Source organism: Runella limosa DSM 17973 (assembly GCF_000482465.1).
GTDB lineage: Bacteria > Bacteroidota > Bacteroidia > Cytophagales > Spirosomataceae > Runella > Runella limosa.
Map to the genome: position 1 here is coordinate 96793 of NZ_KI519420.1, position 18074 is coordinate 114866.

Consider the following 18074-nt stretch of genomic DNA (forward strand, 5'->3'; position numbering starts at 1 on the left):
ACATTCATAACAATTATACCACCATGCTACGCAACTACCTCAAAATCGCCCTTCGGAACCTTTGGCAAAACAAGGTGTACTCGTTTGTCAATATTTCGGGCTTGATGTTGGGCCTAACGGTCGTAATGCTCATCATGCTGTACGTCAAAGACGATTTATCGTTTGACCGTATTCACGAAAAAGGCCCTCACATTTTTCGATTGATACAGGACCGAAAAGACTTGCAGGGAAATCAGAGCAAAATGGGAAATACTGGCGTACCGCAAGGTCCCGCATTTGTGCGTGAACTTGGTGATTTTGAGGCGTATTGTCGCTTTAAAAACGGTTGGAATACCCTCGTCAAAAAAGGCAACGAAGGGATTAAAGAGAATCTGATGTACACCGACAACTCCGCGTTGACGATGTTTTCGTTTGAGGTATTGGCTGGCAATAAACGCACCGCGCTCAAAGACCTGAAAAACGTGGTCATCACGGAGCGTATGGCCAAAAAATACTTTGGCGACCAAGACCCCGTAGGAAAAGCATTGCAAATTGGAGATGAGGGAGCTGGTTTTAAACCGTTTGTTGTTTCTGCCGTTGTAAAACATCCGCCGACCAACTCTTCCATTCAGTTTGATTTATTGCTCTCTATCGACCACCTCATTTCACCTGACCCTCAGCAGCGTGCCAACGATGAAAACTGGTTCAATGCGAGTTTGAATACGTTCTTATTGGTCAATCCGAAAGCGAATGTGGCACAGTTGGATAAGAAAATGGAGGCGGTGACGGCTAAGTACACCGCTGATTTTTTGACGGAAGTTCGTAAACAAAACAAAGAGGGTAAAACCTACGAAATGAAGTTTAAACTACAACCGCTGTTTGACATGCACCTCAACCCCGACTATTACGCGTCGAACGGGCTAGAGTACTGGTCCAACGAGCGGTACCCCAAAATTCTGTCGGGCTTGGCGTTGTTGGTGTTGATCATAGCGTGTATCAATTTTGTGAACCTTACGCTGGCTCGCTCACTCAAACGAGCCAAAGAAATCGGTATCCGAAAAGCAACGGGCGGCACGCGAAATCATATCTTATCGCAGTTTTTAGGAGAGTCGTTTTTGCTGACGGCATTGGCTTTTATTCCCTCGTTGCTATTGGCGTATGTACTACTCCCGACGTTTAGTGAACTGACCGACAAACACTTAGAAAGCACTTACCTTTTCCAGCCTTCGACTTTAGCCCTGTTTGGCGGTTTACTGTTCTTGGTAGCTCTCTTGGCGGGATTTTACCCTGCGTTGGTGCTTTCAGGTTTTCGCCCCATGGAGACGTTGCGTGGACAAATTAAGCTATCAGGACGGCAAACGTTCGGAAAAGCATTGGTGGTGTTTCAGTTTGTGTTGGCAGGGATATTAATTATCGGGACGGTGATTGCTGCGCGTCAATTTGACTACATCACCCATGCCGAACTTGGGTATAAAACGGACAATATTCTGCGTTTTTGGCTGCCTTGGGACCAAATAGAGAAAGTAGCCACTCCGCTCAAACACGAGTTAGCGCAGTTGCCTTACGTCGAAAAAGTTTCCAGCAAATCAGGGGATTGGAACAGTACGATTTATCAAATCAATGGCAAAAGCACCGACTATACCTACTACGAGCACATCGACGAAAATCATTTGCAATTGATGGGGATTCCGTTGGTGCAAGGACGGTATTTTTCATCCAAATATGCCTTGGATACGGTTTCAAATATCATCGTCAACGAGGCTTTTGTACGGGAGTTTGTTCCCAAAGGTCAAGACCCTTTCACGCTTTCCATTCGTCAACACGACAAAGCACTGAACATCGTAGGGGTTGTAAAAGACTTTCATTATGCTTCGTTTAAGGAGAAAATCAAGCCCATCGTGTGGGCGCGTGATACCCGTCGGCAAGCGGGCTGTGTTCATATAGAACTAGCGGCTAACTACCCCAAAGAAGCCCTTGAGCAGATAAAGAGAGCATATAAAAAATACGTTCCGTACCTTCCCATGGAATACTATTTCTTGGAAGATTTTCGGATGGAACGCTACGCCGACGACTTGCGCTGGAAACAGATTTTGACCTATACCTCTTTGGTTGCCATTTTGATTGCTTGCTTAGGATTATTTGGACTGGCCACGTTTGTAACCGAACAGCGTACCAAAGAAATTGGCATTCGTAAGGTACTCGGGGCGGGCGTAACGAGCATTGTGGCGCTTTTATCAAAAGACTTTTTGAAACTCGTTTTTATCGGTATTGCCATTGCGTGTCCAGTGGCTTATTATTTTGGCAATCAATGGCTTCAAGATTTTGCGTACCGAATCGAAATCAATGCGTGGATATTTGTCATCGCAGGAAGTTTGTCGATGTTCGTGGCGTTAGGTACTGTTGCGTATCAAGCCTTCAAAACCGCCCTTTCTAATCCCGTCAAAACGTTAAAAATGGAATGATTTAATACCATCTACTACCATGCTACTACATTACATCAAAATTCTGTTTCGGAAGCAGCCCATATTTACCGCCATCAACTTTGCGGGGCTTGTGTTAGGGATGGCAGCTAGTTTGTTGTTGTTTCGGTACGTGAGGTATGAACAAACATACGATTTACAAAGCCCACACGCAGAAAATATTTGGCGCGTGTATAATCAAACCATCAACGGCAAAAGTGTCGTCAACCAAGACGCCAACACGCACAGTGCCGTAGGGCCTACCCTCAAAGCAACCGTACCAAGCGTGGTCGATTACGCCCGTTTGTACTGCGGTAATACGCCCGAAGCTACGGTCGTAGTCGGCAATCAGCCTTTTGATATTAGTCGATACTATGCCACCGACCAAGGGTTTTTGCGCATGTTTCCCCAAAAAATCGTGGAAGGAAACGCCCAAAACTGCTTGACTGCGCCGCATACGGTCATTTTGACCAGCACAACGGCAAAGCGTCTGTTTGGGAACGGACAGGTAGTGGGCAAAGGGCTGCGTCTCAAGGATGGTCGCCTAGCAGGAACCTACACCGTGACGGCAGTGGTGGCAGACCCTCCCAAAAATACCCACCTCAAGTTTGATATGTTGGTGTCGTACGCCTCACGTTATGCGCGGGGGCATGAAGACAATTTTGAGTCGTATTGGGACTATAATTATTTCCAATTAGCGCCCGATGCTTCGACCGACGGAGTGACCAAAAAATTAGCCGAAATTAACCAGACTTTCCTCAAAAAAGAGGGAATCCAGCTCGTGATTCAGCCTTTTAAAGACATTCACTTGTATTCCAACCTTACCTACGAACTCGAACCGAACGGCAGTGCGCGTACCGTGCAGTTTTTGGGTATCATTGCTTTGGTGATATTGGTGATTGCTTTTGTGAATTACATCAACTTAACAACGGCCCTTGCCAACGAACGCGGCAAAGAAGTGGGCGTACGAAAAGTGCTGGGCGCAAGCCGTGGCACGCTCACCCAGCAGTTTTTGTGGGAAAGTTTTGTCATAAGCAGCGTGGCGTTTGGGACGGCAGTGGTGGGAGTACAGCTCTCAACCGACTGGTTTGGGGGCATCGTTGGCCGCGATTTATCGATGAGCAACACCGTCGATGGGGTATATTGGGGCGTAAGTATCGGGTTTATTGTCCTGATATGGTTTGTGGCGGGGCTATATCCTGCCTTGCAGCTTTCGGGTTTTCGACCCGTGGAAGTGTTGCGGGGGAGATTTGTGGCGGGCAACACCGAAACGCTTCGCAAAAGCTTGGTGGTGGTTCAGTTTGCCTGCTCGGCGGGACTGATTTTTGGGGTTTTGGTGATTGAAAAACAATTACATTTCCTAAATAACCACGAACTTGGCGTACAACTCGACCAGTTGGTGTCGGTCAAAGTCCCTGCGTCTGAAGATACCAGAGACAGCACGATTTTTAGAAAACTAGCGCTTTTGAAGTCGGAATGTGCAAAGATTGCGGGGATTGAAGGCACGTCTTCGTCCAACATCGTTCCAGGTTTGGGCATCAATACCATTGCGGGAAGCAACCGCCCACTTCATTGGGTGAAAAAACCTGATTTTGCCAAAATTACTTCCTATTTTGTGGAAACCGACCAAGACTTTTTTCCTTTGTTTGGGGTTCAATTGTTGGCAGGAAAACACCAGTTCTTCCCCGACCGCGTAGCGCGATTCAACACCATTACCATCAACGAAACCATGCGAAAAGCCCTCGGTTTCCCGTCGCCCGAAGCGGCTATTGGTCAACAAATTGCCTACGAAAATAGCGAAAATAATGCCTCCATGACGGTAGGGGCAGTGGTAGAAGATTTTCACATCGAATCGCTGAAAAGTACGCCCAAACCTACTTTTTACTACTGTTTTGCGCCGCAAGAGTTGGGGTATTTGACCCTAAAAATGAATGCCCGCCAATTGGAAGCGTCCCTTGGTGCGATGCAACTCGCGTGGAAACAAATCTATCCTGAAGAGCCGTTCCGCTATTGGTTTTTGGACGAAAACTTTGCCCACCAATACCAAAATGAGCGCCAATTTAATCGAGTGTTTGGCATTTTCGCCGTGTTTGCCATTGCGATTTCGTGCTTGGGTATTTTGGGACTGACGGCTTACAATGTACAGCGCCGCCGCAAAGAGATTGGTATTCGTAAAGTGTTGGGGGCGTCGGTACTCAGTATTACGGTGATGCTCTCTACCAATTTTCTCAAGCTGATTGCTTTCGCGGTCGTGTTGGCCACACCCGTTGCTTATTACCTCATGCGCCAGTGGTTGCAGGAGTTTGCCTACCAAACCGAAATCAGCTGGTGGGTCATAGCCGCTACGGCCGTTGGGGTATTGGCGGTAGCGCTGCTGACGGTCAGCGTTCAGTCGGTCAAAGCGGCGTTGATGAATCCTGTAAAATCGTTGAAATCGGAATGATTTCCCGTGGCGACGTTGCATTTGTAGCGACGTTGCAATGCAACGTCGCCACCGCAATGCAACAACAATTAAGGTTTTTTAACAGACCGTCAATGCGTTTTGTACGTACCTTGCTGCGCCATTTTAAACGGACAAAACCATGCTTCAGAATTACTTCAAAATCGGCTGGCGCAGCCTGAAAAAGAATAAGTTATACGCCATTATCAACGTCTTTGGACTTTCAGTAGGCATTACCTTTGCGATGCTAATGGGAAGCTACGTTTGGGGAGAATGGCGGGTGAACGCCGAACTAAAAGACCTAGACCGCCAATACATTCTCAAGTCAAAATGGAAACAGCCCAACATGGGCATCGAAATCACGACCATTGCGCCGTTGGCCAAAGCGTTGAAAGAAAATTTTCCTTCGTTGGTAGAAGACTATTATCATTTTGACGCCGTCACATCGGTAGTATCAAAAGGCGATAAAAATTTCCGAGAAGATCTTCAGCTAGGCGATTCTACCCTGTTGTCGATGTACGGATTTCCGTTGTTGGAAGGGGATCCCAAAACAGCCCTGAGTCAGCCCAATTCGGTGGTGATTTCTCAAAAAACGGCGCTGAAATATTTTGGAAAAACCAACGTCGTAGGCCAAACGCTCCAAATCGAATCGTTTTCGGGCGAGCGCCGCGATTTTATGGTGTCAGGCGTTTTGGCCAATATCCCCTACAATTCCGTGACGCAGTTTGTGTCGAGCGAAATCCCTATCTTGCTTCCACTGAGGAGTTTAGCATTCTTTGGCCGCGATGGCGCCATGACCTCTTGGGACAACGTGTATGTGGTCAATTACCTAAAACTCCGAACGGGGGCAAACCTTCCCGCGTTGAAACGAGCCATTGCGCAGCTGATTGCCACCCATTCGTCTAAAGTCATTCAAGAAAACATCGAAGTTATTCCTACGCCCCTTTCCACCCTCTACCGTGAAGAAAACAACGGCCTAGTTAATAAAACCATCGCCACACTGAGCTTGGTTGCGTTTTTTATTTTGCTCATGGCCGTGGTCAACTTCGTCAATCTCTCGATGGGTGGCTCGGCGGCACGCCTCAAAGAAATTGGCGTTCGGAAGTCGCTTGGGAGTACCAAAACCCAATTAATGCGGCAGTTTTTGGCTGAATCAACCCTTTTAGCCTTGTTCAGCACGGTTGTTTCGTGGGGTTTGTACGAGCTTTTACGCCCATCGTTTAGTGAATTTTTGGGAAAAGACCTCCTGCCTTTTACGAGCGCCCCGTTGGCCTTTTTATCGCTAGGAATCGGTTTGGGAATGCTTGTGGGTGGCTTGGCGGGAGCATATCCTGCGTTTGTGCTTTCGTCGTTGCCCTCGGTGGAGTCTATCAAAGGCAAGCTCAAAAACGTGAAAGAAAACCGTCTTTTTAAATATTCGCTCATGGTGGGGCAGTTTTCGGTGGCTTTGTTTGTGTTTGGGGCGGCAGTTATCATCACAAATCAGGTCAATTATTTTTTTGAAAAAGAACTGGGATACTCTAAAGAGGCAATTGTGTGGGCATCTGTCCCCCGCGACTGGTCGGCGAAGGGGGTGGCCAAAATGGAAACCATTCGCAATGAAATGGCGCGTTTGCCGCAGGTAAGCGAAGTATCGTTGTCGTACGAAATCCCCGACGGGCGTACGGGGTTTCAGTCGGGCGTTTTTAAGCTGGGGCAAGATTCTACCCAAGCGACGTTTATGCCTGTGTTGCAGACCGACGAACACTATGCCCAAACCTACCAGATTCCGATGGCGAGCGGGATTTATTTTGGTCAAAATCCAGCGGTGGGTGCTCAAGTACCACTCGTCATCAACCAATCGGCGGCCAAAAAACTCGGTTTTACACCCGAAAGCGCACTTGGACAGCAAGTACGTTTGGTTGGTTTTGGACAACTTTTCCACATTGTGGGCGTCACCAAAGATTTTCATTTTCAATCCATGCGCGACCAAGTAGGGGCATTGGCTTTTGTGCACCTCAAAACCCTGAATAACTATCGCTACTTTTCGTTCAAATTGCGCCCTTCTACCGTGGCAGAGGGTGTTGCGGCGGTAGAACACAAATGGCGTGAATTACTCCCTGGTGCTCCTTTTGAGTATAAGTTTTTGGACGACATGCTTCAAAAGCTCTATCAAACCGAAATTCGCCTCAAAAAAGCTGCTCATACGGCTACGCTGTTGGCCATCATCATTGTGTTATTGGGGGTAATCGGAATGGTGTCGCTAAGTGTGACACGTCGCACCAAAGAACTCGGTATTCGTAAGGTCTTGGGCGCTTCGCCTGCGAGTTTGGTGGGCTTGTTTTTGAAGGAGTTTTTGGTGGTAGCAGCCTTGGCAACGGCAGTTGCGTTTCCGTTGGTGTTTGTAAGTATGAAAAATTGGCTTCAAAGCTACGCCTATCGGGTCGAAATGAGCTGGACAGCGTTTGCGTTTGTGGCAGGAAGTTTCGGAATTGTTATCATTCTTCTGGTAAGTGTGCAAACCATAAAGGCTTCATTATCAAACCCTACGCATTCGATAAAAGTCGAATAACAAACTTTTACATTTCGTTTACATTCTTTTACGGGAAAAATTCTGTGGTTTTTGTAGGTTAAGATACTTTTGCTCACATCAAAAAGTAAACACCTAAAAACAACCACTTAAAATGAAAACACTACAACGAATGATGAGCGTGGCCTGCCTCGTGGGAGCAGCGTTGGTGGGGCACGCTCAATCAAAATTTTCCAATTGTTCGGCTGTTTTTATTGATAATAGACCAGTCGTGAATGACTACTCGCCTACGGGAAAATGTTCCTTGACGCAAGATGCGCAGGGGACGCTTTCGGTGGCTGAAGCGACCTACGAAAATAACCAGTGGCACCAAACCTCAGCGATTGACTTCATGGTGGCGATTCGGGACAAAAACAGCAAAACGTTGACGATGTTCTCGAAGGAGGTGTACCAAAAAGTGGACATCAAAAACGTGCTTTCAAAATGCAATAAAGGAGACGCAATCGTGCTATTGACGTTAAAAGACTCCTACGCACTCCCTCACAACGAAATCGTAATTCACTAACTAACAAACTTTTTTACAATCATGAAAACGCTATCATTTATTGGACTTGCTGTGCTCGGTATTCTTGTTTTCGTAGCGGCAACTACCGCTGTTCCAACCGCTAATTCGACCAACGACGCTAAAATGGCCGTGGCATTGCTCTTAGACGGCCAACCACTGAACCAAACGGAGCTATCGACCGTCAGCAGTGGCGTTTTGACCGTAAATTCTTTAGAGTCAGATTCAAAAATGCCTTTTCGTATTTATCTAAAACGCGGTGACCAAAAACTGAGTTTTGGAGGACAAACCAACGGAAAAGAGCAATACGAAGCTGAAATTGGTTTTTTGGTGTCGCGGGCACGTTTTGGTGACGCGTTGGTGGTAGAAACCGTGGGAAATGCGGCCGAAAATCAAAAACCTAAAGTGGTATTTACCAAATACCTTTTCCCCCTTAATTTTAAGAAAGTGACGGCTCAAAATGGCGACGGCTGTTAAGTAATGAAGATGCACTGCTTACCTGCTTCCGTGTATCTCCTGCTGTCAGTTTCCCTATTTTTTGTCTCTTGTAACGGACAAAATAACAACTCCCGTAATATAAGGGAGGGCACAGTCGCGCAGCCACCTGTCTCAAAATCAGTAACCAACAACGCCGTTCTGGGCGGAAATATGGCTGCTGAGATAGACGATAACATACGCAGTATTTTTCAGGATAAAACGGGTGTCTATTGGTTTGGCACGAATGCCGCAGGAGTGTATCGGTACGATCCGAAACAGGCCATTGGAAAAAGACTGATTCAATTTACCGAGAAAGATGGGTTAGCCAATAATCAAGTTCAATCCATTCAGGAAGATAACGCTGGAAATATTTGGTTTGGCACGGGCGGGTTCGGAGTAAGTCGTTATGAGCCTGGGCGGGCAGTTGGGCAGACTTTCACCACGTTTACAACTGAAAAAAGTGCGCAATTAAGCAGCAATTCAGCCGAAGAGTGGAAAAGCGATCCAAACGATTTGTGGTTTTATGCAGGAGGAGGCGTGTATCGCTACGATGGCAACAAGCTGGCTTATTTGCCCTTCCCAAAGCCTGATTTTGATTCCAAGTATTCACCCAATCCGCCTGACCGCTTGAGCCGTTATGCCGTTTACAGTATTTTAAAAGATAAAAAAGGCTGTCTGTGGTTTGGGACACAAGCAACGGGCGTATGTCGCTTCGATCCCAAACCGACAGCTGGAAAAACGTTTACATGGTTTACGGAAAAAGGATTGGCGGGGCCAGCTGTTCTTGGCCTGTTTGAAGATAAAAATGGCCACATTTGGTTTGGTAACAATGGCGCAGGTTTATTTCGCTACGATGGACAATCCCTCACCAACTTTACCGAAGAAAAAGGGCTGGGCAACAAAGAATTCAGGGCATCGGGTAAGTCGAATCCTGGGAGTTTAGCCCGTATTTATGCCATAAATGAAGACAATAAAGGTGTGCTTTGGATAGGCACGGTGGACGCTGGTGTTTGGCGATATGATGGAAACAACTTAACGAATTATACCAAAAACGTCGGGCTGACAGATAATGCTGTCAACACTGTGTATAAAGACCAAAAAGGAGAGCTCTGGTTTGGTACAGACGGAAATGGCGTGTGTAAATTCAATGGCTTTTCCTTTACCAAGTTTGTTGACAAACAGTAAGTTGCGGCGTTTTGCCAAAAGAAACATAGCGAGAATCCGAAGTATTAATAACACATTATATGATAAAACAGCGCATTCTTACGCTACTTGTTACCTTGTTTTTTACTCTGGCAGGCATTGCCCAATCCACTGGCACTTTTACCGACTCACGCGATGGGCAAACGTATAAAACGTTCAGCTTTAAAAATGCTTTGACTGACACCACGGTTACTTGGATGGCCCAAAACCTGAACTACAAAGTGCAGGGGAGCTACGCTTATGATGACAAAGAGAGCAATCGAAAAGAGCTTGGCTTGCTTTACATCTGGGAAGCAGCGAAAAAAGCCTGCCCCAGCGGTTGGCATTTAGCAACGGATAGCGAATGGTCTATGCTCGTGACTAAATTTGGCGGAACCGACAAGGCTGGCGAAGCCCTGAAAAGCGTTAGTGGCTGGGCTGAAGACGGCAACGGTACTAACAGCAGTGGGTTTAATGGGCTTCCTGGAGGTATTCGCAGAAATAATCTTTATGAGGTGATGAGTGTGATGGGTTTCTGGTGGACGTCCACACCCACGGATGAGGAGGGTAAAGCCTGGGGATGGAACTTCAGCTATGGTGGCCCTGGGGAAAAACCACTTAAAACAAAAGCGTTCCGCTTCCCTAGCTCTGTTTCTTACGCAGAATCTGTACGTTGTGTCCGGGATTGATTTATCTATTGAATGCAGCGGGTCAGAAATAATATGAATCGTTGAGTTTAAAATCATTTGTCAATTATCATTAATCAGTATTATTTCTATTGTGCGTCCTACTAAAAGACACCTTTACAATGAAAGTAAAATCAGATAGACAAAACCTGTTTGTTCTTGGCTGGACAGTTTTGATTATAGTAATAAACTCTTGCAATAGTCAAAGTCAATCAACTAAGGAAAATCAGATTGTTCATTCTCAAATTGACACCACACGGTTGAAATACACGAAAGGAGTTCGTTCAATTTTAGAAGACAGCAAAGGAAATATTTGGTTTGGCAGTCATAACGAAGGTGTGTGTATGCTCAAGAATGGTCGTTTGCACTATTTTACAACCCAAAACGGATTGAGTGACAATCAGGTGAGAAGCATTTATGAAGATAAAAATGGTATCATCTGGTTTGAGTGTGGAATTGGGTTAAGTAGATATGATGGGCAAAAAATGACCGTTTACAATGAAAGAAAGTATGATTCAAAAAACGGGTGGAAATTAACGGATAATGACCTTTGGTTTAAAGGGGATGAAACTGCCGGTTACAATAAACTTGAAGGTGGGCCAGGCGTGTATCAATATGATGGAAAAAATCTCTATTACCGCACCTTCCCCATAAAACCAAAATTAGGAGAGGAAAACGCCTATTCAGTTTCAACCCCTTTTGTCAGAAGTAAAAATGGAACGGTTTGGTTTGGAACCTATAATGCCTTGATTGGGCATGATGGTAAGCAATTTAAAATATATACCGATGACTCATTAGGATTGAATGGCCCCCCAACCGAATCTCTGCATATTCGGTGCATAATGGAAGACAGCAAAGGTAATTTATGGATTGGAAACAATAGCGGTGGCAGTCCAATTGGGGGCATCGGGGTATTAAAATATGATGGCAAAAAATTTATCCATTTTACCAAACAACATCAATTACGAAAAGAAGATACCAAAGGTAATTCCCTGGATAGGGTTTTTTCGATAGGTGAGGACAGTTTGGGTAACATTTGGTTTGGAACAGTAGCGTCAGGTGTGTGGCGGTATGACGGGCATACCATGAAAAATTTTACCCAAAAAGATGGCCTCGATGGTGACTTTACTTGGATTATTTACAAAAGCAAAGCGGGTGAATTGTGGTTTGGTGGAGGCCCCAATGGTGTGTATCGTTTCAATGGCAAGGCTTTTGAACGAAAATATTAACTAAAAGCCAAAAATATATATTGCTAGGCAGCTTTCTTTAACTATTACCCGCTGATTAATGACCATACAAAGCCCTTTTCAGCGAGAATCAGCGTTTGTAATTCTGCGGCTTTCTGCGGGTAAAAAATAAAATTAGAAAAAAATAGTGCCCATTTTAACATCACTGCTCCTTATCCTTTAAGAAAAGGTCAAAAAAATGATGAAATACCTGTCTATTTATGCACTGGTCCTTGTGGTTATTTTTTGTACATCTTGCAGCGGACAAGAAAAAACAAACACATCCAAAGGCTCCAATACGCCCAAACCAAGCCCGAAAGTCATAAAAAACTTTAAGTCTGTTGGGTTGGCACCCGATTTTGACACGACGCTAGTCAGTCAATACATCCGAAGTATTTTTCAGGATTCGAAAGGAAATTTGTGGTTTGGTACCATAGGCGAAGGGGTCGTTCGGTACGATGAAAAAACCTTGACCTATTTTTCCTATTCTGACGGTTTCTATAACCAAACTGTTTATGCCATCAATGAAGATAAAGAGGGTAACATGTGGTTTGGCACAGATCAAGGCGTGTATATGTATGATCCCAGACGGGCAGTCGGAAAAAGGTTTAAAAATTATAACCAAAAAGATGGTCTGGCCTATGTTGATATAACTCGTAAAGGTATTCTTGTTGACAAATCGGGTACTGTTTGGGTAGGAACACGCGGCGGCGTTTACCGCTACGACCCTGTGGCAGATAGCGAAGGCCGAAAAAGTTTTTCCCTATTTAAAGAACTTGGCACGGTCAATATTGCGGGCATTATGGAAGATAAAAATGGAAACATCTGGTTTGCGTCTTCTAATCAAGGGGTCTTTCGCTATGATCCTGAACAGAAAGGTGATAATGCCATGAGCCATTTGGCAGAAAAAGAATTATTGGGAGAGAACTACGCGGGTGGGATTGCCCAAGACAAAGCAGGCAATATGTGGTTTACCATGAAAAACGGCATTTGCAAGTTTGAGCCCAGACAGGCAGTTGGCCAAGCCTTTACCGAATATACACCCCAAGACGGCTTAGGCGGAACGGATTTTTGGGGAATACTCATAGAAAAATCGGGGATTATCTGGATTACCGCCCGAGGCGCTACTACGCGATTTGACCCCTCTATCCCCTTACCAAACCCAAAAGCATTTACCGTGTTTACCCCCGCTGACGGTTTAAATTGTTGCGTACAAAGTATGTTTCAGGATAAAGCAGGAAATGTATGGTGGGGTACGGGGCAAGGGCTCTATCGCTTTGATGGCCAACGGTTTTATCAGGTAAAACAAAAAGGGCCTTGGTAATATCGTATCAACAAAATTAGACAACACATTAAAAAATGAAGCGAATACTATATGTATTTATGCTATGGCAAGGATTGATTTTTTCTGGCTACGGGCAAGTGAAACCAAACTTACCCTCAGGTCAATTGAATCTAATTCATCCAAAAGGAAAAAACCTCGGTGACAATGTTCATTGCAGTTTGCAAGACAGGAAGGGAAACCTCTGGTTTGCCACTACGGCCGATGGCGTTTATCGCTACGATAGTAAGGCTTTCGCCCATTTCACAACCAAAGATGGACTGAACAGTAATGTGGTTGTTGCGCTATACGAAGACAAAAAAGGGAACATTTGGTTCGGAACTGATAAGGGCGTATCTCGTTTTGACGGAAAATCCTTTACCTATATTCCAATAGCAACGGTCAATACTGGTTATATAGACCATTTTACCAATAAACCGGCCACTGCTGTTTTTGTAAACAGCATTTTGGAAGATAAAAATGGAAAATTTTGGTTCGGGGCAGAAAATGGCGTTTATCAGTATAATGGCAAAACATTTACTCGTTTTTCAGACGACCCAACAATAACCAATCCCAACAAACTTGACCCTAAATTGGTACTGTGCATGATTGAGGATAAAAAAGGGAATATTTGGTTTACGACCAGGGCTGAAGGTATTTATCGTTTTGATGGCAAAACATTATTCAATTATAGACCCAATAACGAAGACTGGTTTCGTGGACTTTTAGAAGATAAAGACGGGAACATTTGGGTGGGCAGAAGATACAGGGGAGTTTGCCGTTATGATGGAAAAGCGTTTACGAATGTATTACAAAACGGCCTGTTTGATTCATGTACGGTGATTGCAATGACGTTGGACAAATCAGGAAATATTTGGTTTGCTACCGAAGCAGGCGAGGTGTCAAAACGAGAAACTGACGGAGGCGTTTGGCGTTTTGATCCCAAACGAGAAGTTGGAAAAAATTTTGAGAACATATCCAGGAAAGATGATTTGAGAAATCACGCTACTTGGTGTGTTTTAGAGGATACATCAGGCAATTTTTGGATAGGTACGAGAAACACTGACTTGTACCGATATAACCCCAGACAGGCAGTTGGTCAACGTTTTACCCGTTTTTCAGAATAAATGAAAAAACTATTAATTATAGCCTTATTCTTCCATTTTTCTGCCTATTCGCAGGGAAAAGCAGAATTATCCCTCAAAGAAAGTACGATTTTTTGGAGAGGAACACATGCCATTGGGAATAGTGGACACGAAGGAACATTACGGTTTTCGTCAGGAATGTTGACCCAATCTGCCGATGGAAAAATAACAGGCGGCAGTTTTGTCATCGACATGAATTCCATAAAAAACACCGATGAAGAAGATGAAAAAGGACGAAAAAATATAGAAGAGCACCTGAAATCGAATGATTTTTTTGATGTCAAGAAATTCCCTACAGCCACTTTTACCATTGTTAAAATTGCCCCCACGATGCTTCCCAATAAATATGCCGTAACGGGTGATTTATTGATGAAAGGGATAAGTAATCGAATTGTTTTTACAGCCCTCATCAACCAAAATAAAGAGGCAATTTCCGTAAAAGCTGACCATACACTTATTCGTACCCTGTGGGGGATTACCTACAAATCTCAGAGCGCGTTTGATTTTGGCAATCTCAAAAATGATTTGATTGCGAATGCCGTTCCCATTAAAATGGAGTTGTTGTTCCGAAAGAAATGATACGCTAGTAACAGAACTATTAAGCTATTTCTACTAAATTTGATACAGAACTTATGGAAATCATGACGGGGAAATTGGCAATTGGAGCTTCATTGTTGGTCATCAGCCTGCTGTTTGGTCAGTTGGCATGGATAAGCCCTGCCCCCGAGGAAACCAACCAACAACGCTTTGAAGAAAAAACCAATCTCGCGCTTCGCCGCACGGGACATCGTCTGCTGTTGGCAAGTGGCGATTCTACATCTCGTATTCCTGCGGTCAAAAAATTAGGGGCTAATTCGTATGTTATTCAGTTAAACAGACCGTTTGATTACGACAAATTACCTCCTTTGTTACAAGAATCGCTTGATATTCACGGTATTAAAAGCAATTATGATGTAGCAGTCGTGGACTGCAAAACCAATGAATTGCATTTGGGGTACAATTTTATGGATTACTCCAAAAGCAAGGAAGTCGCCTGTATTGGTCGTGAGCAACTGATGGGTTGTTATAATTTAAAAATAACATTTGCATCTTCTGCCAATCCTCCTAGCTCAACGAACCCCGTTTGGTGGACGCTAGGGCTGGGCTTGGTTTTAGTCGGTGTTTCGTACAGCGTATGGTCGCGAAAAAAAACAACGCTGCCGCCAACCACTGAAACACTTCACGAACAGCCTATTGACAAGCCTGCCCGATTGGCTTTTGGAGCGTCGAGTATGGATTTAGAAAATCAACTGCTCTACACGGCCAACTCGCAGCATAACCTTACCTATCGGGAGGCAAAATTGCTTCACTTGTTTATCAAAAACCAGAATCAACTTCTTGAACGCGAGTTTATTCTAAAATCGGTGTGGGAAGACGAGGGCATTATTGTGGGGCGTAGTATCGATGTCTTTGTTTCGCGCCTGCGTAAATTGCTTCAGGAAGATACCTCCCTAAAAATTGTCGCTGTTCACGGTGTTGGCTATCGACTCGAAGTCAAAGCAAATGAAGACCTTTGATTGTTTCAATCTTCTTTTTTCTACCATCAATTTTCTAAAAACACCCTTACAGCCAACAGTTAATCAATAACCGTTTCCTACCACCTATGCTACGTAATTACTTCAAAATCGCACTGCGCCATTTGTGGCAAAATCGGCTGTATTCAGGAATCAATGTCGTGGGTTTGGCTTTTGGGCTGACCTGCGTGTTGTTGGCGATTTTATACATTCGAGACGAACATAGTTTTGATAATTTTCATCAAAAAAGCCCTCATTTATACCGAATTACGACCACACTGATTGCCAACAAGGGCGAAAATTTTCAAACGTCGGGCGGAACAGGGCAAGTACAAGGCCCTGCTTTCAAGGCGGTTGTCCCCGAAATAGAAGATTACGTCAGGGTAATGGGTGGCGCCATTTTTAATGACTTTCGGGCCAATCAAAAAGCACTAAAATTACAACTGTTGTTTGTGGACAGCCATTTTTTTGACGTTTTCAGTTTCAAATTAATTCAAGGAAATCCCAAAACTGTCCTGAACGACATTGGTTCAGTAGTGATTACGGAAAAAACCGCCCTTAAATATTTTAACTCTACCAATGTTGTCGGCAAAATCTTACAGATGGAAGCCGACCCATCAGCCGATCGCCTGGGCAAGCCGTTGGTGATTTCGGGGGTTGTCGAAAACCCGCCTAAAAACTCATCCATTCAATTTGATATTCTGCACCCGTTCAGCTTTTTGCAGCTTAGTTTTGATGATACCTATTGGTTAAATACGTATCTCGGTACGTTTGTGGTCTTGAATCCCAAAGCCGATAAATCGTTGGTTTATAGGAAATTCAACCAAGTTCACGCCCAACACGCCCAGGAGCAAATCAAGGAAAACGGTTACGACCCCAAAACGAGCTATGGATTACAGCCTATCACCGATATTCACCTAAATCCCTTACATACGGGCGGAGAAGGCGGAGCCGTTAATTACAGCAACCCGATGTACTCGTATATATTTCTGGGCATAGCCCTGTTTATTTTGTTGATGGCCAGCATCAATTTTGTCAATATCAGCATTGCAAGCTCGCTCAAAAGGGCCAAAGAAGTGGGTATTCGGAAAGTAACGGGCAGCCGTCAGGGGCAAATTATTATTCAATTTCTGGGTGAATCGACGATTTTATGCGTAGCAGCCTTTGTTTTGGCTTTCGTATTCGTCTTACTAGTACTGCCTGTCTTCAATGAGTTAGCCAACAAACAAATTTCCATTTCTGAGATTTTTGAGTGGAAACTTTTCTTTGCGTTTTCGGCGGTGTTACTCATTAATATTTTACTGTCAGGCTTATACCCCGCCTATATCCTTTCCAATTTCAAACCTACTGAGGTCTTATACAGTAAGCAAAAGCTGTCGGGAGGTGGCTTTTTTGGACAAAGTTTGGTCGTGTTTCAATTTGCACTGGCGGCTATTTTGCTGATTGCGTCCATTGTGTTTTACCAACAGATGAACTACGTCCGCACCAAAGATTTGGGCTATAATCCGTATCAGGTCATTAGGTCGTACATCAGCGGCAACCGAGAAACCAAGCCCATTGCAGCATTCATCAGAAATGAGGTGGCGAAAGAACCGTCTATTGAGCAGGTTTCGTTTGGCGATGAACGAGGCGGCAACTACAAAACCGTTGTTAACCAACGCACCGTAAAAAGCGTTTATCTGACAGTTGACCCCAACTACTTTTCTGTGATGGACATTCGGTTTAAAGAGGGAAATAACTTTTTGGGCACTGACAAACCGCACGTTATTGTCAATGAGTCGTTTGTTAGAGCGGCGGGTTTAACAAACCCCATCGGTGCATCTCTGCAAACGGAAGAGTTTTTTATGAAACCACCCGCTCAAATTGTGGGAGTTATCAAAGATTTTCATTTTGGACCGTTGCGTGAGCAAATTCCGCCGATGGTTGTGGCGGCCAATGAGGCCCATTACAGTGGTATTTGGCTAAAAATTGACAATAATAAGAGACAAGAAGCCCTCAAAGCCTTTGAGCGAATTTATCGCAAAGCCATTCCTAACGCCATTTATGAGTACAGTTTTATGGATGAACTCAACAACCGCAATTACCTTCAGGAACAACGCTGGCAGCAAATTGTGGGCTTTGCCACGCTGCTTTCCATGCTCCTGTGCGCAATGGGCTTGTTTGGATTGACGCATTTGGCCGTTCAGCAACGTACCAAAGAAATCGGGGTGCGTAAAGTACTCGGTGCGTCGGTTACGAGTATCGTGGCCTTATTATCGAAAAATTTTATAAAACTGTCTTTTATTGCCGTCCTCATTGCGTCGCCGATTGCCTATTATTTTATGGACAAATGGTTGCAGGATTTTGCCTACCGAATACAGGTTTCTTGGCGTATTTTTGGTTACACGGCCTTGGTTATGCTCTTCATTTCTTTGCTGACCATCAGCTACCAAGCCATCAAAGCGGCGCTGAGAAATCCCGTAGATTCGCTTCGGTCAGAGTAATACAGCGCCTTTAGCCGCAACAACCCACTTTATAAAGTCATAAATTTCCCTA

At 44.6% G+C, this 18074-nt stretch carries 13 protein-coding genes; all 13 read left to right on the plus strand.

Annotation, left to right across the window (positions count from 1 at the left end; genetic code table 11):
* The first annotated feature begins 23 nt into the window (after positions 1–23).
* The 13 genes from K339_RS0110320 (at position 24) to K339_RS0110385 (ending at position 18022) form a co-directional block, all read left to right on the plus strand.
* Positions 24–2441 carry an ABC transporter permease gene (locus tag K339_RS0110320; protein WP_028523506.1) on the plus strand — a complete coding sequence of 806 codons (2418 nt, stop codon included), beginning with the start codon at positions 24–26 and terminating at the stop codon, positions 2439–2441.
* A 19-nt stretch (positions 2442–2460) separates the two neighbouring features.
* Positions 2461–4881, plus strand: a complete 2421-nt coding sequence (locus tag K339_RS0110325; RefSeq protein WP_028523507.1) for an FtsX-like permease family protein — start codon at positions 2461–2463, stop codon at positions 4879–4881.
* Positions 4882–5020: 139 nt separating this feature from the next.
* Positions 5021–7429 (plus strand): ABC transporter permease, encoded by a 2409-nt coding sequence (locus tag K339_RS0110330; RefSeq protein ID WP_028523508.1) that lies wholly within the window; start codon positions 5021–5023, stop codon positions 7427–7429.
* A 112-nt stretch (positions 7430–7541) separates the two neighbouring features.
* A complete protein-coding gene (locus K339_RS0110335) occupies positions 7542–7952 on the plus strand; it encodes a hypothetical protein (protein ID WP_028523509.1) in 411 nt (136 codons plus the stop codon).
* A gap of 21 nt (positions 7953–7973) precedes the next feature.
* Positions 7974–8426 (plus strand): hypothetical protein, encoded by a 453-nt coding sequence (locus tag K339_RS0110340; protein ID WP_028523510.1) that lies wholly within the window; start codon positions 7974–7976, stop codon positions 8424–8426.
* Between the two features lie 171 nt (positions 8427–8597).
* On the plus strand, positions 8598–9611 hold the full coding sequence (locus K339_RS0110345; RefSeq protein ID WP_028523511.1) for a ligand-binding sensor domain-containing protein: 1014 nt from the start codon (positions 8598–8600) through the stop codon (positions 9609–9611).
* Between the two features lie 95 nt (positions 9612–9706).
* Positions 9707–10297 (plus strand): FISUMP domain-containing protein, encoded by a 591-nt coding sequence (locus K339_RS33300; protein WP_211243793.1) that lies wholly within the window; start codon positions 9707–9709, stop codon positions 10295–10297.
* Between the two features lie 119 nt (positions 10298–10416).
* Positions 10417–11523, plus strand: coding sequence for a ligand-binding sensor domain-containing protein (locus K339_RS33305; protein WP_051397928.1), 1107 nt, complete (start codon positions 10417–10419; stop codon positions 11521–11523).
* 196 nt (positions 11524–11719) lie between these two features.
* Complete coding sequence (locus K339_RS0110365; RefSeq protein ID WP_229598725.1) at positions 11720–12844, plus strand: ligand-binding sensor domain-containing protein; 1125 nt, start codon at positions 11720–11722, stop codon at positions 12842–12844.
* A 35-nt stretch (positions 12845–12879) separates the two neighbouring features.
* Complete coding sequence (locus tag K339_RS35895) at positions 12880–13968, plus strand: ligand-binding sensor domain-containing protein (protein ID WP_084332181.1); 1089 nt, start codon at positions 12880–12882, stop codon at positions 13966–13968.
* The gene (locus K339_RS33315; RefSeq protein WP_051397929.1) at positions 13969–14565 is read left to right on the plus strand and encodes a YceI family protein; all 597 of its coding nucleotides are present in this window, start codon (positions 13969–13971) and stop codon (positions 14563–14565) included.
* Positions 14566–14618: 53 nt separating this feature from the next.
* Positions 14619–15542, plus strand: a complete 924-nt coding sequence (locus K339_RS0110380) for a winged helix-turn-helix domain-containing protein (protein WP_028523514.1) — start codon at positions 14619–14621, stop codon at positions 15540–15542.
* An 86-nt stretch (positions 15543–15628) separates the two neighbouring features.
* Positions 15629–18022 (plus strand): ABC transporter permease, encoded by a 2394-nt coding sequence (locus tag K339_RS0110385; RefSeq protein WP_028523515.1) that lies wholly within the window; start codon positions 15629–15631, stop codon positions 18020–18022.
* Positions 18023–18074: the final 52 nt, after the last annotated feature.